This window comes from Kitasatospora sp. NEAU-69 (assembly GCF_057158765.1).
Genome location: NZ_JBWXUE010000031.1, coordinates 38696 through 62435 on the forward strand (window position 1 = coordinate 38696; position 23740 = coordinate 62435).

The 23740-nt window shown below is 70.8% G+C and carries 27 protein-coding genes, 2 pseudogenes and 1 riboswitch; of the genes and pseudogenes, 18 read left to right on the forward strand and 11 right to left on the reverse strand.

The features are described 5' to 3' along the window. Positions 1-32: 32 nt before the first annotated feature. The 7 genes and pseudogenes from AC060L_RS29235 (at position 33) to AC060L_RS29265 (ending at position 4663) form a co-directional block, all read left to right on the forward strand. Positions 33-1220, forward strand: a complete 1188-nt coding sequence (locus AC060L_RS29235) for a CobW family GTP-binding protein (RefSeq protein WP_483801955.1) — start codon at positions 33-35, stop codon at positions 1218-1220. 57 nt (positions 1221-1277) lie between these two features. Next, positions 1278-1532, forward strand: a complete 255-nt coding sequence (gene rpsR, locus AC060L_RS29240; protein WP_483802007.1) for a 30S ribosomal protein S18 — start codon at positions 1278-1280, stop codon at positions 1530-1532. 38 nt (positions 1533-1570) lie between these two features. Continuing rightward, entirely contained in the window at positions 1571-2827 is a 1257-nt protein-coding gene (locus AC060L_RS29245; RefSeq protein ID WP_483802008.1) for a GTP-binding protein, read from the forward strand. Positions 2828-2853: 26 nt separating this feature from the next. Then, positions 2854-3024: a 50S ribosomal protein L32 gene (gene rpmF, locus AC060L_RS29250; RefSeq protein ID WP_483801956.1), complete on the forward strand. Its 171-nt coding sequence runs from the start codon at positions 2854-2856 to the stop codon at positions 3022-3024. A gap of 119 nt (positions 3025-3143) precedes the next feature. Then, complete coding sequence (locus tag AC060L_RS29255; RefSeq protein WP_483801957.1) at positions 3144-4109, forward strand: metal ABC transporter solute-binding protein, Zn/Mn family; 966 nt, start codon at positions 3144-3146, stop codon at positions 4107-4109. Positions 4110-4207: 98 nt separating this feature from the next. After that, positions 4208-4420 (forward strand): annotated as a pseudogene (locus AC060L_RS29260) (transcriptional repressor); the annotation flags it as partial. A 69-nt stretch (positions 4421-4489) separates the two neighbouring features. Then, on the forward strand, positions 4490-4663 hold the full coding sequence (locus tag AC060L_RS29265; RefSeq protein ID WP_483801958.1) for a hypothetical protein: 174 nt from the start codon (positions 4490-4492) through the stop codon (positions 4661-4663). A gap of 85 nt (positions 4664-4748) precedes the next feature. Here the strand turns inward: AC060L_RS29265 and AC060L_RS29270 are convergent, their stop codons facing one another. Beyond that, positions 4749-5333: a helix-turn-helix domain-containing protein gene (locus AC060L_RS29270; protein ID WP_483801959.1), complete on the reverse strand. Its 585-nt coding sequence runs from the start codon at positions 5331-5333 to the stop codon at positions 4749-4751. Between the two features lie 72 nt (positions 5334-5405). Here AC060L_RS29270 and AC060L_RS29275 point away from each other — a divergent pair, with 72 nt between their 5' ends. Further along, positions 5406-5984, forward strand: coding sequence for a dienelactone hydrolase family protein (locus AC060L_RS29275; protein ID WP_483801960.1), 579 nt, complete (start codon positions 5406-5408; stop codon positions 5982-5984). Positions 5985-6035: 51 nt separating this feature from the next. Here AC060L_RS29275 and AC060L_RS29280 read toward each other — a convergent pair whose 3' ends face one another. Both AC060L_RS29280 and AC060L_RS29285 read right to left on the reverse strand, forming a co-directional pair. Continuing rightward, positions 6036-6674 carry a carbonic anhydrase gene (locus tag AC060L_RS29280; protein WP_483801961.1) on the reverse strand — a complete coding sequence of 213 codons (639 nt, stop codon included), beginning with the start codon at positions 6672-6674 and terminating at the stop codon, positions 6036-6038. A 167-nt stretch (positions 6675-6841) separates the two neighbouring features. Next, positions 6842-7480, reverse strand: coding sequence for an HD domain-containing protein (locus AC060L_RS29285; RefSeq protein ID WP_483801962.1), 639 nt, complete (start codon positions 7478-7480; stop codon positions 6842-6844). 449 nt (positions 7481-7929) lie between these two features. On the opposite strand from AC060L_RS29285, the gene AC060L_RS29290 reads away from it, so the two are divergent. The 6 genes from AC060L_RS29290 to AC060L_RS29315 all read left to right on the forward strand — a co-directional run bounded on the left by AC060L_RS29290 (position 7930) and on the right by AC060L_RS29315 (position 13918). Then, positions 7930-8682: a chitinase gene (locus AC060L_RS29290; protein ID WP_483801963.1), complete on the forward strand. Its 753-nt coding sequence runs from the start codon at positions 7930-7932 to the stop codon at positions 8680-8682. Further along, complete coding sequence (locus AC060L_RS29295) at positions 8577-10049, forward strand: amidase family protein (protein WP_483801964.1); 1473 nt, start codon at positions 8577-8579, stop codon at positions 10047-10049. The genes AC060L_RS29290 and AC060L_RS29295 overlap by 106 nt, the downstream gene beginning before the upstream one ends. A gap of 241 nt (positions 10050-10290) precedes the next feature. Then, positions 10291-10470, forward strand: a riboswitch (M-box (ykoK) riboswitch). 257 nt (positions 10471-10727) lie between these two features. Continuing rightward, positions 10728-11183, forward strand: coding sequence for a hypothetical protein (locus AC060L_RS29300; protein ID WP_483801965.1), 456 nt, complete (start codon positions 10728-10730; stop codon positions 11181-11183). Between the two features lie 249 nt (positions 11184-11432). After that, positions 11433-11792 (forward strand): hypothetical protein, encoded by a 360-nt coding sequence (locus tag AC060L_RS29305; RefSeq protein ID WP_483801966.1) that lies wholly within the window; start codon positions 11433-11435, stop codon positions 11790-11792. Between the two features lie 231 nt (positions 11793-12023). Further along, positions 12024-13259 (forward strand): RICIN domain-containing protein, encoded by a 1236-nt coding sequence (locus AC060L_RS29310; protein ID WP_483801967.1) that lies wholly within the window; start codon positions 12024-12026, stop codon positions 13257-13259. Positions 13260-13381: 122 nt separating this feature from the next. Beyond that, complete coding sequence (locus AC060L_RS29315) at positions 13382-13918, forward strand: GNAT family N-acetyltransferase (RefSeq protein WP_483801968.1); 537 nt, start codon at positions 13382-13384, stop codon at positions 13916-13918. A 71-nt stretch (positions 13919-13989) separates the two neighbouring features. Here the strand turns inward: AC060L_RS29315 and AC060L_RS29320 are convergent, their stop codons facing one another. The 4 genes from AC060L_RS29320 to AC060L_RS29335 form a co-directional block, all read right to left on the reverse strand. Then, on the reverse strand, positions 13990-14430 hold the full coding sequence (locus AC060L_RS29320) for a hypothetical protein (RefSeq protein ID WP_483801969.1): 441 nt from the start codon (positions 14428-14430) through the stop codon (positions 13990-13992). A gap of 143 nt (positions 14431-14573) precedes the next feature. Next, positions 14574-15314 (reverse strand): class I SAM-dependent methyltransferase, encoded by a 741-nt coding sequence (locus AC060L_RS29325; protein WP_483801970.1) that lies wholly within the window; start codon positions 15312-15314, stop codon positions 14574-14576. A 128-nt stretch (positions 15315-15442) separates the two neighbouring features. After that, a complete protein-coding gene (locus tag AC060L_RS29330) occupies positions 15443-15742 on the reverse strand; it encodes a hypothetical protein (protein ID WP_483801971.1) in 300 nt (99 codons plus the stop codon). After that, the gene (locus AC060L_RS29335; protein ID WP_483801972.1) at positions 15739-16893 is read right to left on the reverse strand and encodes an anion permease; all 1155 of its coding nucleotides are present in this window, start codon (positions 16891-16893) and stop codon (positions 15739-15741) included. Before AC060L_RS29335 ends, AC060L_RS29330 begins: the two co-directional genes overlap by 4 nt. 305 nt (positions 16894-17198) lie before the next feature. On the opposite strand from AC060L_RS29335, the gene AC060L_RS29340 reads away from it, so the two are divergent. The 3 genes and pseudogenes from AC060L_RS29340 to AC060L_RS29350 all read left to right on the forward strand — a co-directional run bounded on the left by AC060L_RS29340 (position 17199) and on the right by AC060L_RS29350 (position 18517). Next, positions 17199-17723, forward strand: coding sequence for a hypothetical protein (locus AC060L_RS29340; protein ID WP_483801973.1), 525 nt, complete (start codon positions 17199-17201; stop codon positions 17721-17723). Positions 17724-17840: 117 nt separating this feature from the next. Beyond that, positions 17841-18116: pseudogene (locus AC060L_RS29345) on the forward strand (thioredoxin domain-containing protein); the annotation flags it as partial. After that, entirely contained in the window at positions 18113-18517 is a 405-nt protein-coding gene (locus tag AC060L_RS29350) for a class I SAM-dependent methyltransferase (protein WP_483801974.1), read from the forward strand. The pseudogene AC060L_RS29345 and the gene AC060L_RS29350, both read left to right, overlap by 4 nt. 35 nt (positions 18518-18552) lie before the next feature. Here the strand turns inward: AC060L_RS29350 and AC060L_RS29355 are convergent, their stop codons facing one another. Both AC060L_RS29355 and AC060L_RS29360 read right to left on the reverse strand, forming a co-directional pair. After that, entirely contained in the window at positions 18553-20703 is a 2151-nt protein-coding gene (locus AC060L_RS29355) for a caspase family protein (RefSeq protein ID WP_483801975.1), read from the reverse strand. A gap of 5 nt (positions 20704-20708) precedes the next feature. Then, positions 20709-21101, reverse strand: coding sequence for a hypothetical protein (locus tag AC060L_RS29360; RefSeq protein WP_483801976.1), 393 nt, complete (start codon positions 21099-21101; stop codon positions 20709-20711). 253 nt (positions 21102-21354) lie between these two features. Between AC060L_RS29360 and AC060L_RS29365 the strand changes: the two genes are divergently transcribed. Continuing rightward, the gene (locus AC060L_RS29365; protein WP_483801977.1) at positions 21355-21717 is read left to right on the forward strand and encodes an Imm32 family immunity protein; all 363 of its coding nucleotides are present in this window, start codon (positions 21355-21357) and stop codon (positions 21715-21717) included. 38 nt (positions 21718-21755) lie between these two features. Here AC060L_RS29365 and AC060L_RS29370 read toward each other — a convergent pair whose 3' ends face one another. Beyond that, a complete protein-coding gene (locus AC060L_RS29370; protein ID WP_483801978.1) occupies positions 21756-22526 on the reverse strand; it encodes a hypothetical protein in 771 nt (256 codons plus the stop codon). Next, on the reverse strand, positions 22510-23739 hold the full coding sequence (locus tag AC060L_RS29375) for a hypothetical protein (RefSeq protein WP_483801979.1): 1230 nt from the start codon (positions 23737-23739) through the stop codon (positions 22510-22512). The genes AC060L_RS29370 and AC060L_RS29375 overlap by 17 nt, the downstream gene beginning before the upstream one ends. Position 23740 lies beyond the last annotated feature (1 nt).

A 23740-nucleotide genomic window follows, 5' to 3' on the forward strand; every position in this document is an offset into this window, starting at 1 on the left:
CACTGCACCGAAATCCCAGGAAGGAAGAACCGGTGTCCCAGCCCAACTCGCTGCCCGTGGTGGTGGTCGGCGGCCTGCACGAGGCCGCGCGCCGCCAGGCCGTCCTCGAACTGCTCGAAAGCTGCGAGGGTGCCGTGGTCCTGCACCACGACCTGACCCGCGCCGCCGAGGGTCGCGTGCTGCGCCGGGTGCAGGAGGCCTCGGGCGCGCTGCACGAGACCGGTGTGCCGCTCGCCAACGACTGCCCGTGCTGCGCCCTGCGCGAGGATCTGCTGCCCGAGCTGGTGCGGATCGCCCAGGCGGGCGGTCACGAACTCGCGGTGGTGGAGCTGTGGGGCGGCAGCGACCCGCATCCTCTGGTGGAGGTGCTGGCGGGCGGCGAGTCCGAGGGCCGCTGCATGCACGAGGTGGTGGAGGTGGTCGGGGTGGTCACCGCCGTGGACCCGCTGCGGGTCGTCCCGGAGCTCTCGGTCTCGGACCAGCTCTTCGAGCACCACCTGCACACCTGCGCCGACGACGAGCGAACCGTCGCCGAGGCGCTCTCCCACCAGATCGAGTACGCGAACGTGCTGGCCGTCGCGCCCGCTCAGGAGGCCTACGCGAGCCCGGAGTTGCACGCCGGGTTGGCGATGCTGCGTCAGCTCCACCCGACCGCCCGCCTCGCCCGGCTGGGCACCGGGGTCCTGGTCGGCGCGGCATCCGGGGGCTTCGACGTGGCGGCCGCGCGGGACCGGGTCAACCCGGCGATGGCCCTGCTGCCGCAGGAGGCCGACGAGGCGGGGGTGGCCACGCTGGTCTGGGAGCGGCGTCGCCCCCTGCACCCCGCGCGCTTCTACGAGGCCCTCGATCAGCTCGTCCCGGCGGCCCAGCGCAGCCGGGGGCGGTTCTGGCTCGCCAACCGTCCCGACCTGATGCTCGCCTGGGACGCGGCCGGCGCCAACCTCGCGGTGGAGGAGTGCGGCCCGTGGCTGACCACGCTGCCGGACGCCGCATGGGAGCTCTACCCGCCCGCCCGGCGGGCCGCCGCCGCGCTCGACTGGGACGCGGTCCATGGCGACCGGGTGCAGCAACTGAGCTTCACCGCTGAAGGGTTGGACGTGGACGGGGTCACCGGCCTGCTCGACTCCTGCCTGCTCACCGACGCCGAACTCGCGAGCGGCGAATCGGGCTGGAAGGCCCTGCCGGACGCCTTCGAGGAACTACTCGACCCGGTTGCCTGAACGCACAGCCTGACGAACCGTCAACTTCATTCGGAAACAAGGAAAGACGTGATCAAGATCGCCCCCGCGCGCCGGGATCGCAAGCCGCGCCCCAACCCTCTGTATGAAGCACGCATCAGCTACATCGACTACAAGGACACCAATCTCCTCCGGAAGTTCATCTCCGACCGGGGCAAGATCAGGAGCAGGCGGGTCACTCGGCTCACCGTCCAGCAGCAGCGCGCGATGGCACGCGCCGTGAAGAACGCGCGCGAGATGGCCCTGCTGCCGTACGTCTCCAGTGCGACGGCCACCGCGAGGGCGGGTCGGTGAGCGGCTCGGTGAGCGGGCCGTCGGTGAGCGGGCTGCCGGTGAGCGGGCGGCTCCCGGTCACGGTGCTCTCCGGGTTCCTCGGCGCGGGCAAGACCACGCTGCTCAACCACCTCCTGAACAACCGGGACGGCCTGCGGGTCGCGGTCATCGTCAACGACATGAGCGAGATCAACATCGACGCGGCGCTGGTCCGCGACGGCGGGGGCGCTCTCTCGCGGACCGAGGAGCGCCTGGTCGAGATGACCAACGGCTGCATCTGCTGCACGCTGCGCGACGACCTGCTGGAGGAGGTCGACCGCCTGGCCCGTGAGGGCCGGTTCGACTACCTGCTGATCGAGTCCAGCGGCATTTCCGAGCCGATGCCCGTCGCGGCCACCTTCGCCTTCGCCCGCGACGACGGCGCCACCCTGGGCGACGTCGCCCGCCTGGACACCATGGTCACGGTGGTCGATGCCGCGAACTTCCTGCCCGAGCTGCGCGGCGGCGACGAGCTGACGGCCCGCGGGCTCGACCAGTACGAGGACGACGAACGCACCGTCAGCGACCTGCTGATGGACCAGGTCGAGTTCGCCGACGTCCTGGTCCTGAACAAGACCGACCTGGTCGGCGCGGACGACGCGGACCGCCTCGCCGCCGCGCTCAGCCGGCTCAACCCCGCCGCCCGGATCGTCCGCGCGACCGGCGGCCGGGTGCCGCCCGCCGAGCTGCTCGGCACCGGGCTCTTCGACCTGGCCAAGGCCCAGGAGGCTCCGGGCTGGGTGGCCGAGCTCAACGGCGACCACGTTCCGGAGACCGAGGAGTACGGGATCGCGAGTCTGGTCTTCCGCGCCGGACGGCCCTTCCACCCGGGCCGGCTCTGGGAGTTGGTGAGCAGCAGGCTCGACGCCGGGGAGTTCGGCACGGTACTGCGCTCCAAGGGGTTCTTCTGGCTGGCCTCCCGGCCGGCCGTCACCGGGCTGTGGTCCCAAGCCGGTTCGGTCGCCCGCTTCGAACCCTCCGGCATGCGCTCCGCGTTGGGTGAACGGACGGGCCCGGCCGGCCTGACCAACGCCACCGCCCTGGCCGGCATCGGCGGCGAACAGGCCCAGCACGGGCAGGAGTTGGTCTTCATCGGCACCGGTCTGCGCGAGGACCGGCTGCAAGCCGCGCTCACCGGCTGCCTGCTGGACGACGCCGAGGCGGCGGCCGGTCCGGCGCTCTGGCGGGCCTTCGACGATCCGTTCCCCGCCTGGGACGAGTACGCCCTCCAGGAGCACGCCGACCACGCCGACTACACCGACCACGCCCACGCTTAGCCACCCCTCAGAAGGAGAACCCCGGCATGGCCGTCCCCAAGCGCAAGATGTCCCGCAGCAACACCAGGCACCGCCGGGCCCAGTGGAAGGCCACCGTGCCCCAGTTGGTCCCGATCACCGTGGACGGCCGCGAGCACCTCGTGCCGCGCAACCTGGTCCGCGCCTACGAGCGCGGACTGCTGACCGTCACCTCCTAGAGCCGGCCGGCCCCAGTCGCCGCCGGCCGTCCCGCCCGCGCCCGTCGTCCACCAGTCGTCCACCCGAAGCGGGCCCCGCCGTGTCTGCGGCCGGGCCCGCATGTGAGGAGCAACCCACCATGCGCACCGCCCTGTCCAGCAAGCTTCGCCGTCAGCCGCTCAGAGTCGTGCTCGGCGCCGCCGCCGTCGCCGCCCTCTCGGCCACCAGCGCGTGTTCCACCGCATCGAAGGCCGCGACCTCGTCCACCGCGGCGGCCGGCGGCTCGAAGGTGATCCAGGTGGTGGCCGCGGAGAACTTCTGGGGGAGCATCGCCACCCAACTCGGTGGCTCACACGTCAAGGTGACGAGCATCATCACCAACCCGGACACCGACCCGCACGCCTACGAGCCGACCGCCGGCGACGGGCGCACCATCGCGGGCGCGGACTACGCGATCACCAACGGCATCGGCTACGACACGTGGTCGGACAAGCTGCTCGCCGCGAACCCGGCGCCGAGCCGCACCGTGCTGAAGGTCGGCGACCTGGTCGGGAAGAAGGAGGGGGACAACGCGCACCAGTGGTACTCGCACGACAGCCTGTACCAGGTGATCGACCGGATAGCCGCCGACTACCGGAAGATGGACCCGGCCGACGCGGCCTACTTCGACACCCGGAAGACCACCTTCGAGACCCAGACGCTGGCGCAGTACAACCAGCTGGAGTCCGACATCAAGGCGAAGTACGCCGGCACCCCGATCGGCGCCTCGGAATCGATCGTGACGCCGCTCGCCGAGAGCGTGGGCCTGAAGATGCTCACCCCCGAAACCTTCCTGGACGCGGAGAGCGAGGGCACCGACCCGACCGTCGCCGACAAGGCCACCATCGACCAGCAGATCGCCACCAAGGCGATCAAGGTCTACGTGTTCAACACCCAGAACTCCGACCCCGATGTGGTCGCCCAGGTGAACGCGGCCAAGGCACAGGGGATCCCGGTCGCCCGGGTCACCGAGACCCTGGCTCCGGCGAGCGACACCTTCCAGGCCTGGCAGGTCCAGGAGTTGCAGGGCATCGAGGACGCGCTGAAGCAGGCGACGGGACGCTGAGCGTCCACTGACCGACCAGCGCGGGAGCCGGGGGAGACCGTGACCGACGCCAGAGCGGCCGCACCGACGCCGGCCGCGCGGACGTCGTCCGCGAGGCCAACGGCGAGAAGCTCTTCCGCTATCGGCCGGGCGGCGACCACCGGCACTACCTGATCTGCCGCCAGTGCGGCCTGAGCCTGCCGGTCGACTCCGCCGTCGTCGAGTCCTGGGCCGAGAAGGTCGCGGAGATGTCCGGCTTCGCGGACGTCCGGCACACGGTCGAGCTGGCCGGCGTCTGCGCGAACTGCCACACGGTGGACACGCCCGGCTGAGCACCGGACCTCTGACCGGGCCGAGTGCCGGCACCTCTTGAGCGAGCAGAGCGACCAAGGAGAACGAGCGTGATCACCCCCGAGACCCAGCCCACCGCGTCCACCGAGGGCGCCCGAATCCCTGTCACCGTTCCGGCCGCCGGCTTCCTCGGCGCTCGGATGCGCCGCCGCCGGAGGTTCCGCCGGATCATCGTCGAGATCATCGGCCTCGCCGTCAACTCCCGGGCAGGAGGCCGGGCATGAAGACCACCAGCCGGCCCGCGCTGTGGCGCGTGGTGGTGGGCGACGTGCCGGTCGCGGTCGCCGTCGCCCCCGACCAGGCGACGCGTCAGCCCTGTTCTCCGGCTTCCGGGGTCGGCGGCAGGGTCGGGTAGTCGGGGATCGGGTACACGCCGACGGCGAACCCGTGGACCGTCTCACCGGAACGTGGAAGCCGGTCGAACTCGTGGATCACCTGCTCGATGCGCTCCCAGAACTCGGCCGCCTGCTCCTCCGAGATCCGGGCCCGCCGGATGAACTGGCGCAGCCGCCCGAGTTCGTAGGCCGGGGCCGACTCCTTCGCCGCCACCTCGAAGTCATTGAGGTCCGGCGGCAGTGCGCCGTCGGCCGCCTGCCGGCCGAGGCCGACGAAGAACATCCGCGCGGTGCGGCCGTAGTAGCGCTCCTCGATCGCCCGGACCCGGCGCGTCCGCACCACGCGCAGCAGGCCGGCTCTGGCCAGGACCCCGACGTGGTGCGCGACGGTGCTCTTCGGCCGCTTGACCGCGGCGGCGAGCTCGGTGACGGTCGCGGCGCGCTCGTGCAGCAGGCCGAGGAGGGTGGTGCGCAGGGGGTCGCTGATGGCCCGCACCTGCTCGGCGGTGGTGAGCTCGATCGTCTCGTCGAGGTCGTAGTCAGGGGTGTTGCTCGACATGATCGAATGAGACTAGCATCGCCGATCGTTCGAGAAATTTGGATCATTCAGCGAGTCGAAAGCGGGCAGGCCATGGCCGAGGTTGTGCTGTTCCACCACGCTCAGGGACTGACTCCGGGCGTCACGGCCTTCGCGGCCGAGCTGCGTCGGGCAGGCCACACCGTCCATCTGCCGGACCTCTACGAGGGGCACACCTTCGAGACCCTGGAGCAGGGCATCGGCTACGCGAGCCGGACCGGGTTCGACACCGTCATGGAGCGCGGCCTGGCCGCCGCCGCGTCGCTCGGGCCGGAGGTCGTCTACGCGGGCTTCTCGCTCGGCGTCATGCCGGCCCAGCGCCTGGCCCAGACCCGCGCCGGTGCCAAGGGCGCCCTGCTGATCTACTCCTGCCTGCCGGTGTCCGAGTTCGGCGGGGCCTGGCCGGCCGACGTCCCGGTGCAGGTGCACGGGATGGACGGTGACCCGTTCTTCGCCGAGGAGGGCGACCTCGACGCTGCCAGGGAGCTGGCCGCCGCCACCGAGCGTGCCGAGCTGTTCCTCTACCCCGGCAAGGAGCACCTGTTCGCGGACTCCTCGCTGCCGTCCTACGACCGAGCGGCGGCCGAGCTGCTCACCCGGCGTGTCATCGAGTTCCTGGACGGCCTGCGGTAGACGGGATCCCGTCTACCGCAGGCCGGCCCGGCGTCCGCTCGACTCGGCGCGTCAGCTCTGGTCGAGGGCCGGCTCGGCCAGGCCGCGGGTGGTGACGAGGCGGGCCGCGCCGTCGGCGAGCCGGTAGGACAGGCCCACCACGGCGGCGCGCCCGGCGTCGACGGCCTCGGCCACGATGCGGGAGCGCTCCAGGAGCAGGTCGACGGTGTGCCTTATGTGGGTGTCGATGAAGTCCGCGTCGTCGGTGTGGCCGGCGGCGCGGGCGGCCAGCACGCTCGGGGTGACCCGTTCGATCACGTCCCGTACGTAGCCGGCGGCGCTGGTGCCGTCCTCCACGGCGGCTCGGGCGGCGGCGACGGCGCCACAGGAGTCGTGCCCGAGGACCACGACCAGCGGGCTGCCGAGCACGCTGACGCCGTACTCGATGCTGCCGAGCACCTCCGGGCCCATGACGTGTCCGGCGGTGCGGACCACGAACAGGTCACCCAGGCCCCGGTCGAAGATGATCTCCGCGGCCAGGCGCGAGTCCGAGCAGCCGAACAGCACCGCGAACGGGCTCTGGGCCGGGGCGGTGGAGGCCCGGCGGGCGGCGTCCTGGTTGGGGTGCTCGGGGATGCCCGTGGTGAAACGCCGATTGCCGGCCAGCAGCGTTTCGAGGGCCTCGCGGACAGTCAGTCGATCATCGGTCATGGTGGCAGCCTAACGAGTGGGTGCGACGCTGCGCCTGCCCGGTCGTGGCCCTGCGAGAGGCGCCCCCTGGCAGGGCCTGCGCCAGGGCCTGCGCCCGGGCCTGCGCCGGGAGCCTGCGGCAGGCCCGTGGCAGCAGCTCGTGGCAGTGGTCTGCCCGGTCCGGCCGGTCATTCCGGCCAGTCGGAGTTCTTGATGACCTCGACGAAGTCGCCGCGCACGAAACCGGGCACGAAGTGCGCCAGCACGTCCGCCTTGACGTTGCCGAAGGTGGTGTCGGGGCGGTCCTCGATGCCTTCGGTGAAGGCGGCGAGGATCTGGTTCTTGAAGTCCGGGCGGGGGTGAGCGGCCACGACGGCGGCGCGCTTCCCGTCCGGCACCGCGTGGTAGCCGATCCCGAGGACGTCCAGTTCCACACCCCGGGTGACCAGGGCGATCTCGGGCGCCATGTGCAGCGGGATCTCGGGCGTGGTGTGCAGGGCGATGGCGGTCCAGACCCGCTCGGCCGGCTCGCCGGTGATGCCGTGGGTGTGCAGGAACCGGCGGGCCTCGTCGGCGCCGTCGATCTCGAAGCGCTGGTCGTTGCGGCGGTGGCGTGCGGTGAGTCCGAGGTCGTGGAACATCGCCGCCACGTAGAGCAGCTCGGGGTCGAACTCGAGCCCCTGCTCCCGCCCGCGCAATGCGCCCCACAGGAAGACCCGCCGGGAGTGGTGGAACAGCAGCGGCCCGGCGGCCTCGCGGACCAGTTCGGTCGCCTCCCGCGCCAGGTCGCTGTCGGGGATCCGCACGCCCGCGATCGTCTCGTTCATCGCTCCTCCGTCGTCTCGCTCGCCACCCGCTGGATCGGTGGTGTGCCTCCACACTCCCTCGGCGAGGTGGGCCGTGCCATGTCCCTGTGGCCATGGATCCCACAGATCCGGACACGACGCAGTCCGCCGCGTCCGCGCCCGAGCACTGCGCCTGAGCATGGCCCGGCCTCGGGCCGGCCCTCGGGTCGACCTCGGGCGGACGCGGAACCGGCAGGGCGGCCGACGGCACCGCCGGCGGCTGGCTGATCGTCAACCGGCTGACCAGGAAGGCCATCTGTCGGGTGATTCGTTGCCGAATCAATTCCGTCGGGGTGATGACATGCGCAATGCTGAGGCCATCGCTTTTCCCTTGCTTTCCGATCACTTTGTCAACGAAGCGCCGAATATCCGATCCGATTCCGACCGGCCCGGAGCCGTGGGCGGGACGGTCGGCCGCCCGAGGAGTGCCGATGTCCGCAGCCCCTGCCGTGTCCCGAAGCCGAACCCGCGCCCGGTCCCGTCTCCTGGCCGTGCTGAGTGCGACTGCGGTCACGGCCGGGCTGGCGGTCGGGCTGCCTGCGGCCCAGGCGTCCGCCGCCGGGTCGTTCGTGGTCAGCGAGGCGCAGTTCAACCAGCTGTTCCCGAGCCGGAACCCCTTCTACAGCTACCAGGGCCTGGTGGACGCGCTGAGCGCCTACCCGCAGTTCACCACCACCGGTGCCGACGCGGTCCGCAAGCGGGAGGCGGCGGCGTTCCTGGCCAACGTCAGTCACGAGACGGGCGGCCTGAGGTTCGTCGTCGAGCAGAACACGGCCAACTACAGCCACTACTGCGACCAGAGCCAGCCCTACGGCTGCCCGGCCGGCGGGAGCGCCTACTACGGGCGCGGCCCGCTGCAGCTCAGCTGGAACTTCAACTACAAGGCGGCCGGTGACGCCCTCCACATCGACCTGTTGAACAACCCCAACCTGGTCCAGCGTGACGCCACCGTGTCGTGGAAGACCGCCCTGTGGTTCTGGAACAGCGTGAAGGGGGCCGGGACGACGACCCCGCACGACGCGATGGTCAACGCGAGGGGCTTCGGCGAGACGATCCGCAGCATCAACGGCGACCTGGAGTGCAACGGCAAGAACCCGGACGAGCGCAACGACCGGATCAACCTCTACAAGCAGTTCGTCGGTGTCCTCGGCACCGACGTGGGCGGCGGCGCCCTCTCCTGCTGAGCCCCGCGAACCGGGGCCCCGCGCACGAGGTCGTCTCGGCCGCACTCGACCGGGCCGCCGCCGCCGGGCCCCTCAACGCGTTCATCACGCTGGACGCCGAGAGGGCACACACGCAGGCGGCCCGCCATGCCGCTCATTCTCGCCATGACGCCCATGACTCTCACGAGCCTCACGACGCTCGGGCCGGCCAGGCGCCCTGGTGTCTCGTCGTCAAGGACAACATCCATGTCGCGGGCCTGCCCAATACCGCCGGCACCCCCGCGCTCACCGGCTTCGTTCCCGACACCGACGCGCCCGTGGTCGCGGTGCTGCGTTCGGCGGGGGCGATCGTCCTGGGCAAGACGAACATGCACGAGCTCTCCATGGGAGCCACCTCGTGCAACCGCACCTTCGGCGCCGTCGCCAACGCCACCGACCCGGCCCTGTTCGCGGGTGGCAGCAGCGGCGGTACGGCCGCCGCGGTGGCCGCAGGCGTCACCGACGCCGGACTCGGCACCGACACCGGCGGTTCCATCACCGTTCCCGCCGCGCTCAACGGGATCTATGGTCTGCGCCCCAGCGCCGGGCGCTACCCGTCGGCAGGTGTCACGCCGCTGTCCACCACCCGGGACACCCCCGGACCGCTGGCCCGCACCCTGGACCGCCTGATCGAGCTGGACACCCTCGTCACCGGGGAAACCGGCGGCACCCGTGACCCGCGGCGCCCGCTCCGGCTGGGCTTGCCGAGGCACGTGTTCACCGAGGACCTGGAGAGCCCGGTCCGCACCGCCTGGGAGGCGGCAGTCGACCGCCTCGGCGCGGCGCGGATCCGGTGGGTTCCCGTGGACACGGCGCAGCTGGCCGGCTACGACTCCCGGATCGGATTCCCCCTCGTCCTCGGCGAGTTCACCGCAGCCTTCGGCCGCTACCTCCGCGAGCACCGCATCGGACTCACCCTCGCCGAGGTCCTCGACGCGGTCGCCGACCCGGTCATCGCGGAGCTGCTCAAGGCCACCGCGTCGCCCATCACGCTGGCCGCTGCGCTCGGGGAACGCCACGCGATGCAGGCCGCCTACCACGACCTGTTCACCGCGAACGGTCTCGACGCGATGCTGAGCCCGACCGTCCCGGTGTGTGCCCGGTCCCTTCACCGGTACGAGGCGTCCCTGCCCCTCAACGGCCGGGACGTACCCACGTTCCCCACCCTGATCCGCAACACCTCCCCGGCGGCCACCGCGGGCCTGCCGTCACTGACGATCCCGCTCCCGGTCACCGGGTCCGCCCCCGTCGGCCTCCAGCTCGTCGGCCCACGGCTGGCCGACCGGGATCTGCTCTCCGTGGCCGCGCGGATCGACACTCTTCTTCGCCCCGAAGAGGCTCCCGCATGAGAGATCGGTGACAACCATGGCTGACCAGTCAACCGCGCCCACGGTCCGAAGCGTGACCCGCCGGAGGTCGACCGCAGCGGCGGCTGGGATGCGGCCGGGCGCGCTGCCGGGCGGGCCGTGCGGGCGGGGCGGGCCGTGCGGGTCACAGGAGTTGACGTGACGTCAGCCGACGAGGCGGCGGCCGGAGTCGGAACGGGCTTGCGCGGCCGGCCCTGAGGTCTATAGTGGCTGGTGTTTCAGAAAGGCACCTCGTTCGGTGAGGCGTCTTCACGGACACAGGCCACTGACCCGACGACGTCGAGAGACGCCCAGGTTCAGGACAGATCTTCCCGACCTAAGGGTTGATCCCAAGTGGCTTCCCGCCCATGCCGGGTGGGATCACGCCGTGGAGTGCCAAAGCTCTGACGAGTTGGGGTGAGCCGGCGGTTTCCGTGCGTCGGCGAGCTCCTTGCCGTGTCGATCAGGCGCCGTCGCGCGCCCCGGCCGGGAGGAGGCGAAGACATTGGACAGCAGTAGTCCGGGCCGTAAACGGCCCTGCGTCCGCCCGTCCTCACCTCTCATCGGCGCGCGCTGACTCCTCGATCGACACTGGCCACGATCCACCCGACGGTGGCGTGGGTGCCCGGTCGATGCGCTGCGCGCGCCCTCCAACAGCCCTTGTGCTCCCGGAGGTCAGCCATGTCCAGCCTCACGTTCACCCCGGCCGTGCGCGAGTCCGCCACGGTCGCGTCGCACAGCGGCGGCCACCACCACGACCGCCGAGCCGGACGCCTGCTGCGCGCGCTCGGCCTGCAGTGGACCGGGCGGGCGCCGTCCACCACCGGGCCCTGCTGCCCGGCGGTACCCCTCAGTGCACCCGCCACCGGCAGGGCCCGCGGGTGCCTGCGGTTGACACTGCAGGACGGCGAACCACGGCTGTACCTGCTCGACCCCCGCGACTTCGCCGCCACCACCTCGCCCGACGTCGCGTACGACGCCCGGGTGCACACGGCCTACCAGCTGACCCTCCAGGGCCATCGCCCCGATTGGCTCGCCCAGCACCTCGACCTGCCGCCCGCGGCTGCCCGCTGCATCGGCGAGCAGGCGGAGCGCTCCGGCCCGGACGGCCCCGGCACGCCACCCCCGCGCATCTGATTGTCCATCAACGCCGCATTGCCGCAGGATCGGTGGGCTTCCGCGTGCCAGTGAGTCACCGTTGCCCCTGCGCCTGTCCAACCCCTTGCCAGCGCTCGTACTCCGCTGGCACGCGGTAACCCCCTGCTCTGCGCCTTTCCCCAACTCCCGTACGGCCATCGGTCGTTCCGGTGCTTTGGCGTGCGCTCTCGCAGAGTCCTGCCCTGCCGTGCCCGAAATCGGCCACGGCCTCCCCGAGGTGAGCTCATCGTGTCCGTCTTCACCGCTTTCCAAGCCCAAGGCCAAACCCAGGCCCATGTCCGCCCGTCCACCCGACCGGCCCGGTACGCGGCCACCGTCAGGTGGCTCAGGGTGCGAGCCGCGCTCGCCGGTGTCGTCCGCCGGATCGCCGACAGCCCCGCCGACAGCCCGGTGTGGCTGGCGATCGCCGCCGACCGGGCCGCACACCAGCCGGTCCACTGGCAGGTCCGCCGCCAGGCCCGTGGGCAGGCCCGCCAGGGCGGCCACGGGCAGGCCGCTGCGCAGGTCCGGCTGCACACCCGCTGGCGCACCGTGGCCGGCGCCGACGGAACCTCCCGCCTGGTCGCCGGCTGGCACGCCGACAACTGACCGGCCGGCAACTGACCGGCCCGGCCCGCGGGTCGGCTACAAGTACGACCCGGGTCGCGCCCTCACATCGTGACCGCATCGTTCGCCGACAGATCGTCAGTGATCCATCAGTGATCCATCAGGGAAGCGTCAGGAGTCCGGGGTGGGGCGTTCGGACGGCCCTAGCATCCGAGCAATCGTCACTCCTCTGTAGACGAACGTCAGCACGCCCAGCGATCGAGGTACTTCAGCATGCGCTCTCTCTCCCGCCGCTCCCACACGCCCGCCCAACGCGCCATTGCGGGCACCCTGCTCTCGGGTCTGGCCGTCGCGGGCCTGATGGCCTCGCCGCAGCGGGCCGCAGCGGCCGACTGTGACGGTCAGAGCAGCGTGGGCGGCGGCAACTGCACCACCGCTCTGATCAACTCCATCGGTGCCATGATCGGAGGCTTCCGCAGCGCTGCCCTCCAGGCGCAGGCCGACAACGCCGCCTTCACCCAGCAGATGGCCGGCCAACTGAGCGCTGCGGCACCGGGCTTCAACGTCATGGTGTTCAAGTACGACGGAACCGACCTCTATGACACCGTCTGGTTCCGCAACACCTACGAAGCCGACATGAACGGGGTGCTGGTCGACACCACCGTCAAGCTGCAGCACCACGACTCGGAAGGCGGCCCGGCCGGCTACGACGACTTCCGCATCTGGGTCTTCTCGGGCGACTCGACCTTCACCAACAGGGGCGACGGCGGCTACGGGAACTGGGCCTTCGTCGGCAACGACTCCGACCGAACCGTCAGCACCACCCGCTCCTGCGTGCTGATCCGGTGCGTCGACAGCAAGCGGATCATCCACTTCCCCGCCGTCAGCATCACGGCCGCCAAGGGCAGCGGCACCCCGATCGTCGACACCCCCGCCACCCCGGCCGTCCCGGTGCACGGCGGTGGCGACGACGGCGACGGCGACGGGAGCGGTGACGATGGCGGCAGTGACGGTGATGGCGGCAGTGACGGCAATGGCGACACCGACGCCGTCCCCATCACCGGCACCCCCGCCACCCCCGGCGTGCCCGCGCACCAGGGCGGCGGCAAGGGCGGCGGCGGTGGCGGTGGCGGTGACAGCGTCGCCGGGCTGCGCTATCCCAAGGTGAAGACCGGCCGGGGTCCGGTGCTCTCAGGGTCCTCGATCCTGGCCGGCGCCAGTGGGGCCAAGAACTCCGCCTGGCGGTTCAGTCCGGCGGGCAACGGCCGATACGAGATCACCAGCGCCGTCTCGGGCCTTGCCCTGACCGAGAACACCAAGACCTTCTTCGCCGAGGCCAAGCCCTGGACCGGCGCCGACGCGCAGAAGTGGCAGCTCGTCAGCAAGGGTGGCGGCCAGTACCAGATCCGGATCACCGACCAGGACTGCCTGACCTACGACGAGGACGCCAAGGCACTCGGCGTCTGGACCTGCAACAACGACTGGAACCAGCAGTGGAAGCTCCAGTAGCCGTCACCACCCCCCACTCCGCACGCTGACCCGGCAGTGCGCCCGGTACGGCGCTGATGCGATCATCAAGCGACGGATACGAGTTGACGGGGAAGGGTCGCACGATGTCGCCACGGTTGCGCATGGCAGGTCCCGACGACGCCGAAGGGGTGGCGCTGCTGCACGCCGACAGCTGGCGCCGGCACTACCGTGGCGCCTATGCCGATTCCTACCTGGACGGCGACATCCTCACCGACAGGCTGTCCGTGTGGTCTTCGCGGCTCGCCGCCCCGGCCCACAGCATGACGCTCGTCGCCGAGGATCAGGCCGGGCTGGCGGGCTTCGTGCACGTCGTCTTCGACGAGGACGATCGCTGGGGCAGCCTGATCGACAACCTGCACGTCACCCACGACCGTCAGCGCACCGGCGTGGGACGGGAGTTGCTCGCCCGCGCCGTCGAGGCCATCGCCGACGAGGCGATCGGGAAGTCCATGTATCTGTGGGTGCAGGAGCAGAACGTCTCCGCCCAGCGGTTCTATCGCGCCATGGGTGGCAACTACGTTGAAAAGGTGCCGATTTCACCCCCGGGCGGCGTGCCTTCCCGGCTGAACGGGACCCCCGACAAGCTGCGCTTCAGCTGGCCCGATGCCGTCGTGCTGACCGGCGTCACCAGCCGCTGACTCCCCGCCGCGCCCTGGTCCTCGGCGTCGGTGTCGGAGCCGGTGTCGGAGCCGGAGGCAGTGGCGGCCGGTCAGCGCGCCGGTGCTTCGGCCACCTGCGATCCGCGCGTTCGGCCGGCCGCCGTCCGTACGACGGCCAGCGACACGGCGATCAGGACCACCTCGACCGCCACGCTGACCAGGCCGAGCGGCTCGGTCCAGTTGCCCTTGTCGTCCGAGTAGTCGGGCAGCCCCGGACCTCGCGACAGCACGTAGCCGACCAGCGGGCCGATACCGATCCCGGCCGCCAGCAGCCATACCGGAACCGCCACGGCGCCGCGGCCCGCGACCAGCAGGAGCAGCGCGGTGACCACTCCGGCCGCCTCCAGCAGGTAGTACCCGACGCCGACGTATCCGGGTGTCTTGTTGCCGGGGAAGCCGCCCTGGTCCTGCACGTGGATCCAGGAAACCGCCAGGCAGAGCAGTGCGGCGGGAACGGCCACCCGTAAACGGGCAGCACTGAGCTCGGGCATGGGTCCTCCAGGGGTAGTGGGCGCATCGCTGCTGTGCGCCGTGCACTGGCGGAACCAGCATGCCGAAGAGGCGGTTGACTGCGCATGGCCAACCGCCTCTGAAAGCACTCTGAAACAGCCTCCGGAGCCCGGCCGGGCTGGGCTCAGGCCCGGCAGCGCAGCATCGTCAGCGGGGGGTTGGCGGCGAAGTCGTCCCAGAACTCCTGGCCGTACTCGCGCACGCCGGCGGGGGAGATCTCCAGGGGGACCCAGGTGATCTCCTGGAACCCGGCCGCCCGCAGGCACTTCTCGAGGACCTCGCGGCTGGGCGGGTTCGCGACGAACGAGATCGGCGGGTCCAGGAGTGCGGTGATCCGCACGCGCGGCCCGATCTCGGTCTCCTCGCCGAGCGATTCACACAGGAAGCCGTACTTGGCCAGGGACGGCCCGTCGAACCGCAGGTCCGGGTGCTGGGTGAAGACGAAGAACTCGGCGCCGCTCGCGAGACTGCGGTGGATGGTGCGGCACATCCGCTCGATGGTGGCGACGTCCTCGGCGTAGTTGAACAACTGGACGGCAACCGCGATGTCGAACGGCTCCTCGAAGGTGCGCAGTTCGGCGACGTCGCCGACCTCGTACTGCACGCCCAGCGGGTCGCCGTCCTCCAGGGCCTGGGCGGCCTCGACCATCGCGGAGGATATGTCGACGCCGAGCACGTGGGATGCGCCCCGGCGCTTGAACTCCCGGCTGTAGAAGCCGGTTCCGGAGGCCAGGTCGAGGATGGACCGGCCCTTCACGTCACCGACGAGGGAGAGGAAGCCGGGCACCTCCGCGTAGCGCGCCAGGGGGAGGTTCTTGAAGCCCTCGAACGCCTCGCCGATCTCGTCGTACAGCTGACCGCTCATCGTGCTGATCCCCCTCGGTCCCTGGCGCCGGCCCCGGTACGGGCCGCACCCCCTGGCGGGAAGTCTCCCTCTCGCCGGCCGGGGCGTCGTACTGGCGAAAGCCACAAATGTGCCGCGGCTGCGGCCAGTCAGCTGTGGTCGATGATGACGGAGATGCCCCAGCCGATCGCGGCCAGCACCACGGCGAAGCAGAGGCCGGCGACCACGCGCCCGAACGGCCCACTCTCGGCCGAGGCCGACGGCGAGGGGACGGGAGCGGGGACGCCGCCGTCGCCAGGTTCACCGAGTTCACCGCGTCCACCGAGTCCGCCGGCCGGTGGGTGCAGTGCGCGCAGGCCGACGGCGAAGAGCGCCGGCAGCCCGGCGCCGGCGAGCAGGCCGACCACGAGGATCTTCCACAGCGCGTTCAGGTTGATCCAGGCGTTCACGAGATCACCTCGGCCTCGGCAGGAGCGGGCACCACCGAGCCGGTCCAGGCGGCGTTCACGTTCTCCGGCGTCACGGCCGGGTGGCGCGAGGCGGCGAAGAAGGCCACCGAGGCCAGGATCAGCACGACGAACATCACCACGACCCCCATGGTGCCGCCGATGCCGTGCGCGGCGCCGAAGGCGAGTGCGCCGGCCACCGCGGCGGCCGGCAGGGTGAGCACCCAGGCGAGCACCATCCGGCGGGCGATGTGCCAGCGCACCACCGCACCCTTCTTGCCCAGGCCGGAGCCCAGGATCGACCCGGTGGCCACGTGGGTGGTGGAGAGCGAGTAGCCGAAGTTGGTGGAGGCCAGGATCACGGCCGCCGAGGACGACTCGCTCGCCATCCCCTGCTCGGACTCGATCTCCACGAGTCCCTTGCCGAGCGCCCGGATCACCCGCCAACCGCCGATGTAGGTGCCCAGGCTGATCGCCACCGCACAGGAGGCGATGACCCAGTCCGGCGACTTCGCGCCGGCGTGCAGCGAGCCGTTGGCGATCAGCGCGAGGGTGATGACGCCCATGGTCTTCTGCGCGTCGTTGGTGCCGTGGGCGAGTGAGACCATCGACGCCGAGCCCACCTGACCGACCCGGAACCCCGCGCTGCGGGGGGTCTCGGCCACGCCCCGGGTGATCCGGTAGACCAGGTAGGTGCCCAGGGCGGCGACCAGGCCCGCGATGAACGGCGAGAGCGCGGCGGGCACGATCACCTTGGAGACCAGGCCCTGCCACTTGACGGCCGATCCGCCGGCCGCGGCCATGGTGGCCCCGACCACACCCCCGATCAGCGCGTGCGAGGAGCTGGAGGGGATACCGATGTACCAGGTGGCGAGGTTCCAGAGGATGGCGCCGGCCAGGCCGGCGAACACCACGGTCAGGGTCACCGCCTGGGCGCTGACCAGGCCGCTGGCGATGGTCGCCGCGACGGCGGTGGACAGGAACGCCCCCACCAGGTTGAGCACGGAGGAGACGGCGACCGCTATGCGCGGTCTCAGTGCGCCGGTGACGATCGAGGTCGCCATCGCGTTGCCGGTGTCATGGAAGCCGTTGGTGAAGTCGAAGCCGAGCGCTGTGGCCACCACCAGCGTCAGCATCACGTCGTTACCGGTCACGCGGCCGACCGTAGCCCGCCGCTCGCGGGGTGGTGAGACGGCGCTGCGGCGCCGCGCCGGGTGGCCGGGGCCCCGTCACCCGATCGGGCCAGCGCCCGAGCGGTCGGGCACGTACGGTCCGTGGCTCGGCGAAGCCGGGGCCGCTCGCAACCGGGCAGGCCCGGGAGCCGTCTGACAGTCTGACGGCCTGACGGGTGGGGGAAACGGGGGGCTTGGCGATGGCTGCGGGGGAGACCGGCCGGGCAGGCACAGGCACAGGTACAAGCCCAGGCACAGGGTGCGGGCCGTCGGGCTGCCTGCTGATCGTGGTCGCCCTGGCCGTGTTGCTCGGGGCGCTGTACCTGGAGAACGGCTCGCGCGGGGGCGGGCAAGGCAGCGGGCACGATCCGGTGACCATCAACCTGCCGAAGACGGTCGAGCAGAAGCGCCAGTTGCGCTCGTCCACCGGCTTGACGGAGGACGACCCGGACACCGACGACCCGGACACCGACGGGACGAAGCTCTCCTACTCCGGGCTCTCCGACATGAGCCAGGCCTCCTACGGCGACGCCCCGGGCAGCGCCGCCATCTGGGTGGTGACCACGGCGCGCAACAGCAACGGCCAGGTGGGGCGCTGGCTCGCCGCCAACGTCCCCACCCCGGCCGGCGCCACGCTCACCCACCCGCAGCTGCCGATCGCCGGCACCACCACGTGCTACCAGGACCAGCACGCCAACCGGAGTCTGTGCACGTGGTACGACGAGAACTTCCTCCTCCAGGTCAGCGGCCCGGCCGGCGCGGACGCCGTCCAGCAGGTGCTGCTGCGGATCCACGGCGGCACCGAGCGCTGACCACGGCACAGGTGGGACGCGGATACGGGCACGGGTGGTTGACCTTGCCCCGGCGCGCGCGGCTGTACGGCCGAGGCGTGCGGCTTCCGCGACCACCATCGCGAGCTCCTCGACGCCGGCGCCACCGGCGTGTACGGCCTGTCCGGCCGAGGGGTGGAGTACCAGCGCGAGGTGGTCGAGCGGCTGCGGCTGCCGTTCGCGATGCTCTCCGATCCCGGCCTGGAGCTGGCCGCCGCCCTCGGCCTGCCGACCTTCGAGGCCGGCGGCGACCGGCTGTACTCGCGACTCACCATGATCGTGCTCGACGGCGTCATCGAGCACGTGTTCCACCCGATCGACGAGCCCGGCGAGCACGCCGGGCAGGTACTGACATGGCTGAAGGGAACCTCATGACCGAGCAGACCGAGCAGACCACGCAGACGAAGCCGACCGAGCGAACCGCCGACGGCAGCGCGGGTGACGCGGACTACGGCACGATCGGCGGCTCGTACGCCGCCCACCGCCGCCCCGAGCCGCGGATCGCCGCACTGATCGAGCAGGCACTGGCCGGCGCCCGAACCGTGCTCAACGTGGGTGCCGGGGCCGGATCGTACGAGTCGGCGGCGTTCGACGTGACCCCGGTGGAACCGTCCGCCTCCTGCTCGGCCTGGAGCTTCGTCGAGCAGGACCTGGCCCAGCAGTACACCGAGCACCTCCGGCGGGACCTCGCAGACGGCACCTGGGACGGACGCCACGGTCAGCTGCGCCGCCGGCCCCAGCTGAACGGATCGCTCGTCCTGATCCGCGCCGCCTGACCCGTCGGGCGCACGACCGGCCCGAGCTCTCGGGTCTACCGAGCCCGCCCGAGCCGCAGCCGACCGGGCTGGAGCAGGGCGAGGGTGGCGAACAGCAGCGCGCCGGTGGTCGCGGCCTGAAGCAGGACGAACCAGGTCGAGTCGAGGCCGGTGATGCCGGTGTCGCCCCCGAGGTAGCTGAACCTGGAGCCGAGCAGCAGCGAGGCGAGCAGGAAGTACAACTCGGGCCCGTAGTACGCCGCGATCGCCCAGCTGATGACGGACCGCTGGTCGGCGTCCGTCACCTCGCCGATGGCGACGGCGACGCACAGCGCGCTCATCGGGACCAGCACGACCACGCTGCCGAGCGGCCCGGCTATGTCGCTGACGGTGATGGTGCCAGTCATCGTGCCGAGGTCCGTTTCGACGGCGGCGGAGACGGAGACGAACAGCAGTACCACCTGCAGGGCCACCGCCGCCAGCGCCAGGCCCGCCAGCGGGCGGCTGCTCGGTGGCCGCAGCGGGAGCCGTCTCGGTACGGCGGCGAACGGCCAGTAGCTGACCACCAGCCCGGCGATCAGGCCGAGCACCGCGAGGAACTCCAGCCAGCCGAACACATCGGCCTTGCTGTGCAGCAGTTCCACCGAGTCGGCGAGGAAGTAGACGGCGGATGCGCACACCAGGCCCAGTCCGACGGTGCGCCGGGCCTGCGAGCGGTGCAGCCAGAAGATCCCCAGCAGGAGCAGCGCGGCCCGCAGCGCGAAGTACCCGACCCCGACCAGGCTCGATCCGTGCAGCACCGAGGCCGAGGCCAGCGGCCAGACCGTGAGGGTCACGGCGGCGAGACCGGTGGAGATCCGCCAGTCCCGGGCCCAGGCGGCCCGTGGCTCGGCGAGCGTCGCCGCCCGTGGCCACAGCGGCCCGAAGCCGGACTCGGCCCGGACGGGCACCTCGACCTCGCCGAGGCGGTTGCGCAGGGTGATCGAGCCCTCCAGCGCCCCCGCCTGGTCCGGCAGCGCACCGGGCACGACGGTCACCCGGATCCAGGCGCCGGCCGGGTCGGTGGGCTCGCTCTGCTCCACCCGCAGCCAGCGGGCGGTCGTGGTGGCCTGGAAGACCCGGGCCAGCGGCGATCCCACCAGCTGGACGGTGTGCGGGGGCGTCGGTTCCCCGCGGCGGATCGGCGGCAGGTCGATCCGGCCGGGCAGCGCCTTGAGCTGGGCCTCGGTCAGGGTCGCCGCCGCTGCCATGGAGACCTGCTTGCTGTCGTCGCCGGTCAGCTCACGGAGCAGCTCCAGCGCACCGACGGCAGCCCGGTGGTCCTCGTCGAGCAGGATCCGGCGCAACTCGCGGACGCCGGCGAGCGGCTGGTCGGCGGGCTGCGCGGCCCGCACCCTGGCGACCAGGTCCTCCGGCAGTTCGCCGGGCACCAGGCGCACGGCGGCCGGGACCCAGCCGATGATCAGCTTGCCCTCCAGGTCGGCCCGTTTCTGCGGGGTCTGGTCGCCGGTGGCGGCCTTCACCCTGGCGTAGACGTACTCGTAGAGCTCGTCCACGTCCACCATGCCGTCCTGGCCGGTGTCCGCCTCTCCGCTGCGCAGGCCTTGGACCACGGCACCGGTGAACACCGACGGGCTGAGTTCCGCACTCACCTTCAACTGGGTTTCCTCGAAGGCGAACTCGGTCGCGCTCGAGGCGGTGATCACCACCCGGCCGCGCCCGTCGGCGGCCGGCGCCGGGAACGCGCGCGCCACGTCGACGGGGTCGGCCCCGGTGCCGCGATGAAGCATGCCCTTGGCGAACGCGCCGCCGTAGCAGCAGTCCAGGAACAGCGCGATCTGCCGGGCCCGGCTGCCGAGCATCTCCTGGTTGACGTACTCGGCCGGGACCGCGGTCCAGCTCAGCCGGGTCGGCAGGGTGTCCGTGCCGGCGAAGTAGAGCGACCCGTCGGCGTCCTTCAGGCCGTGGCCGGAGAAGTGCAGGAGCAGGAAGTCGTCGGGCCGGCGGTCGGCGAAGAACTCCCCGATCTCGCGCCGGATCACGTCGGACGGCTGATTGCGGATCACCCGGACGTCGAACCGGCCGATTTCCGGGTCGGCGAGCACGGACTCCAGTGCCTCGGCGTCATGGCCCGGAGCGGCCAGCCGGCTCAGATCCGCGTTCTGGTACACGTCGTTGGCCACGATCAGCGCCAAGCGGTCGGCCATCGCGCTCAGCCCCGCTCCGCGCTGTCCAGGTCGTGGGCCCGCAGCCACGCCTCGATCAGCCGCTCCTGCGTCTCGGCGGACACCCCGTGCACCACCAAGGTGTCGCCACCGATGGTGAGTTCGGCACTGTGCTCGCCGCTGTCCCGGCGCAGCCAGCCCCGCACGGCGACGGCCAGCCGGCGCAACGTCTCGGGCGTATCGGCGAGCGTCACCAGCAGACTGCCGATCTCGGCGACATCCAGCCCCCGCGTCCCCGCAGGCGCCGGCCCGGCGCTGACGGTGGTGACATCCTCGACATCGAGCTGGAGCAACTCGGCGCGCAGCTGCGCCGTCGCCCGCGCGAGGCTCTCCCGGTCATCGTCGGCCGCGCGTAACCGCACAAGAAGCTGACCCGTCACAGTTCCTCCTCCGAACCCCACCCACGGCCGCCGGGCCGAACATGGGTTCTCCATCCATCGCGTACCGCAGAGGATAGGCGCCGCCGGTGTCACGCGTCAGCCGATCGCCTTGGGGGACAAGGGAGTTGTGGGTGATGTGCCGTGGCCGGAGGGTCAGGAGCGACAAGGGAGCCGCTGGTGATCACCCGACCGGCGGGCATCATGGGAGTCCAACCTTGAGGGAGTGTTACTGGTGATACTCGACTGTGACCCCGTGTGCGACGAAGTGGATCTCACGGCGTCGGCAGAAGAGCTGAATCGTCTGGCAGATGCGGTGGCCGAGGGTGAGGGGCTGCTCAGCTCCACGCCGTCGAACAGCGACGCCCTGACCGGGGTCGAGGTCAGGAGGACGTCCGGCCCCGGAGTCCTCATCCATCGTGATTCCGAGCGGCAGATCCTTGTGATCAGCGGTGGCGCCGCCGGGAGGGCGGTGCTTGCGGACACTTTGCGTGGCATGGCCTCCGCCGAGGACGGAGGCCATGTCCACATCGACTACTACCCCGGGCACTTCTACCTTGCTGAAGGGTCGGTGCCGTTGGTGGTCAACAGTCCACACGGAGGGATGCCGACTCGGTGAGTGGGAGCCGCTGATGGTCACCCGACCGGTCCTCGACGTCAGACGGGCGGCAGCAGATCGCTCTCGCTGATGGTGTACGTCAGCGGGGGGTAGACGAAGTCCGTTTCCGTGTTCTCGCGGCGCCGTAGCTGGTAGAACTCGCGCCGCTGCTCGTCGTCGGCCGGCATGAGGCGCGCACCCTGCGGGAGGTATGCCTGTCCGTCGTGAAACCGAACGAACGTCTTTGACGTTCGAAAGGTCACGCCCAGCCATTGGTTGTCCGCCGGCTGGGCGGGTGCCTCCAGGACGATTCTGTGCCGGAGTCGCCGATTCGAGCTGACCGAAAACGCGACGATACTGTTCTGGGCAAGGGGAATCTCGAACTTCTCATCATCGGAGCCCTTGGATTCGAAGATCAGCTTCCTCGGTGGGCTCGCTTCGGGATGCTGATAGCAGGAGAAGACGGCGATGAACGACTCGTCGGCCAGATCGAGCGCCTGGTCGGAATGGCCGCCCATGGTCCTGTAGGCGTTCGTGTAGCTCTCGATGAGAGCGTTGTTGAAGCCGACCGGAAGCGCCGCACGCTCTTGGACCCGTTGCGCCAGCCGCTCGTGCACCGCGCGGAAGCTCTGCGCCGGGCTGCCGTATCGGGTGGTGGTGCGTACGAGGGGCACGCCACCCGCCTCGTCGATCCTGGTGAGCACGGCGCCTCGCCGGCCCTTTCCCACGTCTTCCCAACGAGTCGACGTGGACAGCTCCGCGAAGAGGTTCTCGTCGGTCGGCAGGGTGCAGGAGAGGATCTCGTCCGAGATCCTAGGCTCGGGGGGCAAGGTAGTCTCCCGTGTTCATGCTGAAGAGGAATGCGTCGCCGTAATCGATGAAGGACGAAGTCCTGTTCTCCTCGGCGTACAACCTGCGCAGCTCGTCCATGCCGGCCGGTGTGGGCGGCCCCAGCTCCACCAGGTCTCCGGCCACCTTGAGGAACGTGTTTCCGTTCTTGTGAACGGCTTCGGCGCTCGAACAGCGCACCACGTAGCCCAGGCGGGTCGGGAGCAGTTCGGCGTCCAGCGCCGAGGGCCGAATTTCGTGCGAATACAGGCGGTTGGTGGAGAGCGGCATGAAGAAAACCGAGCCAGGGTAGAGCGTCACGGTGAACTGCTGGGGGAGCGCTGTGCCGCTTGGTTCTTCGGTCTGCTCCTTGAGGCGGAAGTGCAGTTTGGTCAGCCCACTGGCACTCTTCACGCCGTAGTCGAAGGCGTCGCCGGCCAGCGGCTGCAGCTTGTCGAGCCCGTCATAGAAGGTGCAGAAGGCCATGATGCCGTTGGCGGGCATGTCCTTGGTCTTGTCGGCATGAGCGGAGATTTTGGCCTTGGACTGCTTGCGCTCGGTCGTGGCAAGGGTGTTGTGGTAGATCTGAGCGAGGACGTGATTCAGCGGTGCCTGGCCCCGGAAGACGGTGGCGGCCTCGCGGTTCAGGGCGTCGACGATGCGCGTGTCGGTCGGGCGAAAGCCCTCGGTCGGCCCCGAGAGATTCGTGGAGCACCGGAGCAGGCGGAAGTGCAGCTCGTCGCCGTCTCGTGTGACGGGCGTCAGATAGATGCCGCTGCGGTGGGCGGTCCCGGGCTTGGTGGACTCCGTCAGGGACTGGAACTCGTGCTCCGCGCGGATCCGCCCGAAGTGGTCGTCGCCGAGTCCGAAGAAGCGGCGGTAGTACACGCCGACACCGTGCACGCGGATGGGGACCTGGCCGAGATCGACGATGGGCCACTGGTTGTCGGCATCCTCGTGGTAACCGTGTGACAGCTCTCGGATGACGAATACCCGGGCAGCTGGGCGCAGATGGTGGGTGCTGATCCCGGATATGTCACCGCAGAGGTAGACGGTCCTCTGCGCGAGGTCGGGTGAACCGGAGGCAAGGTCCTCTGGCGTGATCGTGGACCCGAAGAAGTCTCTGACCAGGTCATGGTCTTGCGGCATCGAAGGCGCAACCAGGATGTTGCTCGCATCCTCGATGCGGGCTTCTGTCGGCTCTGTTGTGTACATC